At 71.2% G+C, this 4,896-nt stretch carries 5 protein-coding genes and 1 pseudogene; 4 read left to right on the top strand and 2 right to left on the bottom strand.

Going from position 1 to position 4,896, the window contains the following annotated elements:
• Nucleotides 1-1,599: glycosyl hydrolase family 28-related protein (locus FNH04_RS41240; protein WP_152791325.1), on the top strand; the 1,599-nt coding region annotated here is incomplete at its 5' end.
• Here the strand turns inward: FNH04_RS41240 and FNH04_RS41235 are convergent.
• Entirely contained in the window at nt 1,592-2,449 is an 858-nt protein-coding gene (locus FNH04_RS41235) for a helix-turn-helix transcriptional regulator (protein WP_228031922.1), read from the bottom strand. The two genes, FNH04_RS41240 and FNH04_RS41235, sit on opposite strands and share 8 nt — an antisense overlap.
• On the opposite strand from FNH04_RS41235, the gene FNH04_RS41230 reads away from it, so the two are divergent.
• Both FNH04_RS41230 and FNH04_RS41225 read left to right on the top strand, forming a co-directional pair.
• Complete coding sequence (locus FNH04_RS41230; RefSeq protein ID WP_386576290.1) at nt 2,448-2,930, top strand: DUF2000 family protein; 483 nt, start codon at nt 2,448-2,450, stop codon at nt 2,928-2,930. The genes FNH04_RS41235 and FNH04_RS41230 overlap by 2 nt on opposite strands.
• A gap of 155 nt (nt 2,931-3,085) precedes the next feature.
• Nucleotides 3,086-3,847: a phosphoglyceromutase gene (locus tag FNH04_RS41225; protein ID WP_152791320.1), complete on the top strand. Its 762-nt coding sequence runs from the start codon at nt 3,086-3,088 to the stop codon at nt 3,845-3,847.
• A 102-nt stretch (nt 3,848-3,949) separates the two neighbouring features.
• Here the strand turns inward: FNH04_RS41225 and FNH04_RS41220 are convergent, their stop codons facing one another.
• The gene (locus FNH04_RS41220) at nt 3,950-4,456 is read right to left on the bottom strand and encodes a GNAT family N-acetyltransferase (protein WP_152791318.1); all 507 of its coding nucleotides are present in this window, start codon (nt 4,454-4,456) and stop codon (nt 3,950-3,952) included.
• A gap of 235 nt (nt 4,457-4,691) precedes the next feature.
• On the opposite strand from FNH04_RS41220, the pseudogene FNH04_RS48295 reads away from it, so the two are divergent.
• A pseudogene (locus FNH04_RS48295) lies at nt 4,692-4,896 on the top strand (hypothetical protein); the annotation flags it as partial.

Genomic DNA, 4,896 nt, shown 5'->3' with positions numbered 1-4,896 from the left:
GCCCCACCCTCATCCACACCGTCACCATCCCGGGGCGAAGTCCCCGCCCTCTGGCACGAGTTCGACCGCACCCCCTTCACCCACCCGCAGATCCCGTACGTCGGCCGCGCCGGCTGCCACGGCGGGGCCACGCGCTTCCCGCGCCGCCCGGTGGTGGCCGACGTACGCGACCACGGCGCCGTGGCGGACGGCACCACGGACTGCGCCCCCGCGATCAACCGCGCCCTCGCCGCCGCCGGGAGGGCGGGTGGCGGCACGGTCCTCGTCCCGCCCGGCACGTACCGCATCGACGACGTGATCCGCGTCGCCCACGACAACGTCGTCCTGCGCGGCGCCGGCAGCACCCGTACGAAGCTGTACGCCACCCGGAACCTGACCGAGCTCATCGGTGTCTACGGCTCCCGCTACGGCGGCGACAAGTCGTCCTGGTCCTGGGCGGGCGGCCTCGTCTGGCTGGCGCCCGAAGCCCGTTGGAACTCCCTGGTCACCGCCATCAGGGCGCGCGACTGGCCCTTCGAGGGCTGGACCGGCAACCGGCGGGACGAATGGCGGACCCTGACGACGGTCCGGCCCGCGCCGCGCGGCTCCTGGACGGTCACGGTCGCGGACGCCACGCGCCTGCGCCCCGGCCGCCTCGTCCTCCTCCGCCTCGCCGACGACCCCGGGCACACCCTCCTGGAGCACATGGCGGGCGACGGCCCCGGCCCCGAGGCGTACCACTGGGACGACAAGACCAAGCTCACGTCGTACGTCCCGTACGAGTGGCCCGTACGCATCGCCCGCGTACGGGGCCGGAAGGTCACCCTGGAGCGCCCGCTCCCGCTCGACGTACGCCCCGAATGGGACCCGCGGCTGACCACCCACGTCAGGGAACTGACCGGCGCGGGCGTCGAAGGGCTCACCCTGGAGGCCGTCGAGACCCCGCAGTCCCCGCACCTCCTCGACAAGGGGCACAACGGGATCGTCCTCCAGTGCGCGTACGACTGCTGGGTGGACGACGTCGTCGTACGCCACGTGGACAACGGCTTCGGCCTGGTCGCGGCCTCGGCGTGCACGGTGCGCCGGACGAGGGTGGCGGGCCGCGGCTCCCACCATCCGTACTTCTGCCGCGAGGGCTCGCACGACAACCTCATCGAGGACTTCACGATCGAGCGGCGCACGACCCCGGCACCCTCGAACACCCAGCTGCACGGCATCAACGTCGAGGGCCTGTCCTCCTACAACGTCTGGTCACGCGGCGACATGCGGATGGGCACCTTCGACTCCCACCGGGGCATGCCCTTCGCGAACGTCCGCACCGACATCACCGTCGACAACAACGGCCGCCACGGCGGCGACGCCACCGCGGGCCCGCTCTTCGGCGCCCGCTTCACCCACTGGAACATCCGCGTGACCAACGAGCGCGCCGGTCTGATGAAGATCGACGGACTCGCCCCGTACAGCGCGACGGTGGGCATCAACACGGTCCGGGAGTTCGACCAGGTCGACGTCCCCGACTTCACGGGTGACCTGCGTTCGCGGCTTGAGCTGTACGGCACGACGGACGCGGTACGGCCGCGCAACCTGTACGAGGCGCAGAAGGCACTGCGGATCAAGTGAGCGTTCGAGGGGCGGGAGCCGGCCCTCGGCCCGGTGTCCGGGCGAACCGGCCCGGAGGCACGCCCACCAACCGCTTGAAGTGGCGCGTCAGATGGGCCTGGTCGTAGAAGCCGGTCAGGGTGGCCACCTCGCTCGGCGGCTGCCCGGCGAGCAGCAGCCGACGGGCGCGTTCGACACGGCGTGACATCAGGTACTGGTGCGGTGCGATGCCGAAGGCGGCACTGAACGCCCGTACGAGGTGGGCGGGATGGGCGTGCACGAACGCGCCGGCCTCTTCGAGGGTCACACCCCGCGTGACCCGCTCGTCGAGCAGTTCGCGGAGCCGGCGGGCGAGGGGGCGCCCGTCGGGCCGTGGCCCGTGCACCGGCCGGGGCCGCAGATGTGCCTGCAACCGCTCCCTGACCAGCACGAGCCGGCTCTCCGCCTCCAACTCGTCCCCGGGCCGCGCGAGCGCCGTGTGCAACTGTCCGACCCGCAGCCCCAGAAGCGGATCACGCAGGTCGGGCCCGTCGACGGCGGCCCCGATGAGGCTCGTGCCGAGCACGCCCGGCTCCAGATAGAGCACCCGCTTGCGGAAGCCCTCCTCCGTGACCGGCTCCCCGTTGTGCGGCACGTGCGGCGGCAGCAGCGTCACCGTGCCGTCCGGGGTGCCGTGCTCGTGCCGGTCGAGGTCGTACCGTACGGCGCCGTCGTCGACGATGAGCAGCGTCCAGGCGTCGTGTACGTGCATGGGGTACGCGTACTCGGTGTAGTACGCGTGGAAGACCTCGACGACGCCGGGGACGCGGGGGCGCCAGGCGGCGACGTCGCGGATCTGCCTGCCTTCCCTCCCGGGCCTTCCTGGGGACATGCAAAGAACGTACAAGACGCCGCCGTACGCGGATCGGCACGCTCGACGCATGACGAACAGCCCTGAGCCCATCCGCTTCGACACCAAGATCGCCGTCCTGCTGAGGGAGGACCTGGAGCCCTGGCAGCGCCTCAACGTGACCGCGTTCCTGGTGAGCGGCCTCGGCTCACAGCTCCCGGAGGTGATCGGCGAGCCGTACGAGGACGCGGACGGCGTCCCGTACCTGCCGATGTTCCGCCAGCCTGTCCTGGTCTTCGAGGGCACCAAGGAGACCCTGCGAGCGGCCCACACCCGGGCCCTGACCCGCGCACTCCCGCGCGCGCTCTTCACCTCGGACCTCTTCACCACGGGCGGCGACCGCGACAACCGCGCCGCCGTACGAGCCGTGGGGACGGGGGAACTGGACCTGGTGGGGCTGTCGGTGTACGGGCCGCGCAACGCGGTGGACAAGGTACTGAAGGGGGCGCGGATGCACCCGTGACCCATGAGGCCACGGTGCTCGTCGCGGGACGGTGACTGCCGGCCGCTTTCACACCGACTGTCACACCGACTCACGCGATGGCGGATAGGACGCCCCACTGTCCGCCTGCTGACCGTCCGCACAAGGGATCAAAGGGTTCGATTACGCTCGGGGCCATGGCCGACGCACCGTACAAGCTGATCCTCCTCCGCCACGGCGAGAGCGAGTGGAACGAGAAGAACCTGTTCACCGGCTGGGTGGACGTCAACCTCACTCCGAAGGGCGAGAAGGAGGCGACGCGCGGCGGCGAGCTGCTCAAGGACGCCGGCCTGCTCCCGGACGTGGTGCACACCTCCCTCCAGAAGCGCGCGATCCGCACCGCGCAGCTCGCCCTGGAGTCCGCCGACCGCCTCTGGATCCCGGTCACGCGCTCCTGGCGCCTGAACGAGCGCCACTACGGTGCCCTCCAGGGCAAGGACAAGGCGCAGACCCTCGCCGAGTTCGGCGAGGAGCAGTTCATGCTGTGGCGCCGCTCGTACGACACCCCGCCGCCCCCGATCGAGGACGACAACCCGTACTCCCAGGCGAACGACGCGCGCTACGCGACCATCCCGCCGGAGCTCCGCCCCCGCACGGAGTGCCTGAAGGACGTCGTCAAGCGCATGCTCCCGTACTGGTACGACAACATCGTCCCGGACCTCCTCACCGGCCGTACGGTCCTGGTGGCGGCCCACGGCAACAGCCTCCGCGCCCTCGTCAAGCACCTCGACGGCATCTCGGACGCCGACATCGCGGGCCTGAACATCCCGACGGGCATCCCGCTCTCCTACGAACTGGACGCCGACTTCAAGCCGGTGAACCCGGGCGGCACGTACCTCGACCCCGAGGCGGCCGCGGCGGCGATCGAGGCGGTCAAGAACCAGGGCAAGAAGAAGTAAGCGGCACTGATCAAGCCCCCTGCCTGCGGGTTCTCCGCGGGTAGGGGGCTTTGCGGTGGGCTTGGGCCGTGGCCGGGCTGTCGACCGCCTGACCGGGCAGTCTCACAGGGCCCGGCGCATGCAGGTCCGAGGCCACCGGTCCAGGCCGTGTGCCGCCTCGTGTTCGCGGATCTTCCGCAGGCCGGGGGTGAGTTCGCCGGCGTCCATGAGCTGGAAACCGCAGCGCGCGTAGTAGGGGGCGTTCCACGGGACTTCGGTGAACGTGGTGAGCGTCAGGGCGGGTGCCCCCTCGCTCCTGGCGTGAGCGGCCAGATGGTCCAGCAGGGACCGGCCGACACCGCGGCGCGCGCTGTCCGGGTGCACCGACACCTGCTCGACGTGGAGGTTGCCGTCGACGCGGTCGGCGATCAGGTAGGCGACCGGTGTGTCGGTGTCACTGGCCGCGACCCAGGCAAGCCCGGCGTGGTGGTAGCGGGCGAGCTCGCCGAGCGGGGGCGGCTCGTCGTCGGCGATCTCCGGCATGCCGATGTCCCGGAAGCACTGCCCGGCGGCCCTCTCGATGTCCTGGAGGAGAGGCAGTTCGTCCAGGCGCACGGCACGGATACGCATGAACGCATTGTCCAGGGCCGACCGGACGCTGCCACCGAATATCGGGTCGGGAGCACGGGACAAGGCGCTGAGCGAGATCCTCATGCCCGACTACGCCCCACCGCTCGAAACGGCCGAGGAAGCGCCTTCGCGAAGGACCTGTAGGGGCGCATGGACGTCGACGGCCGCGAGGTGTGTCCTGGTCAAGTCGGCTGCGGAGCACAACCGCCGGGTGCCCTGGGCGGTCGTTCAGGTCATGCGGACGCAAGCGAGGACACGGAGAAGCGGCGCGCTGGCGCTGGCCCTGGGCTGCGGGGCACTGCTGGTGACGGTGACGGCCTGCGGCCAGGGCGAGCCCTCCAGCGCCTCCGGTGTTTCCGGCGCCTCCAGCACCGCCGGCACCGCAGGCACCTCTGGCCGGTCACCCTCACCCACCCCTACCAAGGCGGTCGAGATCAAGC

Origin of the sequence: Streptomyces phyllanthi, from assembly GCF_009377205.1 — a bacterium.
GTDB lineage: Bacteria > Actinomycetota > Actinomycetes > Streptomycetales > Streptomycetaceae > Streptomyces > Streptomyces phyllanthi.
This window is presented reverse-complemented; position numbering and strand designations above follow the sequence as displayed.

What these genes read in the sequence shown, in the direction of transcription:
- FNH04_RS41230 (WP_386576290.1), top strand. Translation starts at nt 2,448, where the DNA reads ATGCAAAGAACGTACAAGACGCCGCCGTACGCGGATCGGCACGCTCGA.
- FNH04_RS41220 (WP_152791318.1), bottom strand. Translation starts at nt 4,456, where the DNA reads ATGCGTATCCGTGCCGTGCGCCTGGACGAACTGCCTCTCCTCCAGGAC.
- FNH04_RS41225 (WP_152791320.1), top strand. Translation starts at nt 3,086, where the DNA reads ATGGCCGACGCACCGTACAAGCTGATCCTCCTCCGCCACGGCGAGAGC.
- FNH04_RS41235 (WP_228031922.1), bottom strand. Translation starts at nt 2,449, where the DNA reads ATGTCCCCAGGAAGGCCCGGGAGGGAAGGCAGGCAGATCCGCGACGTC.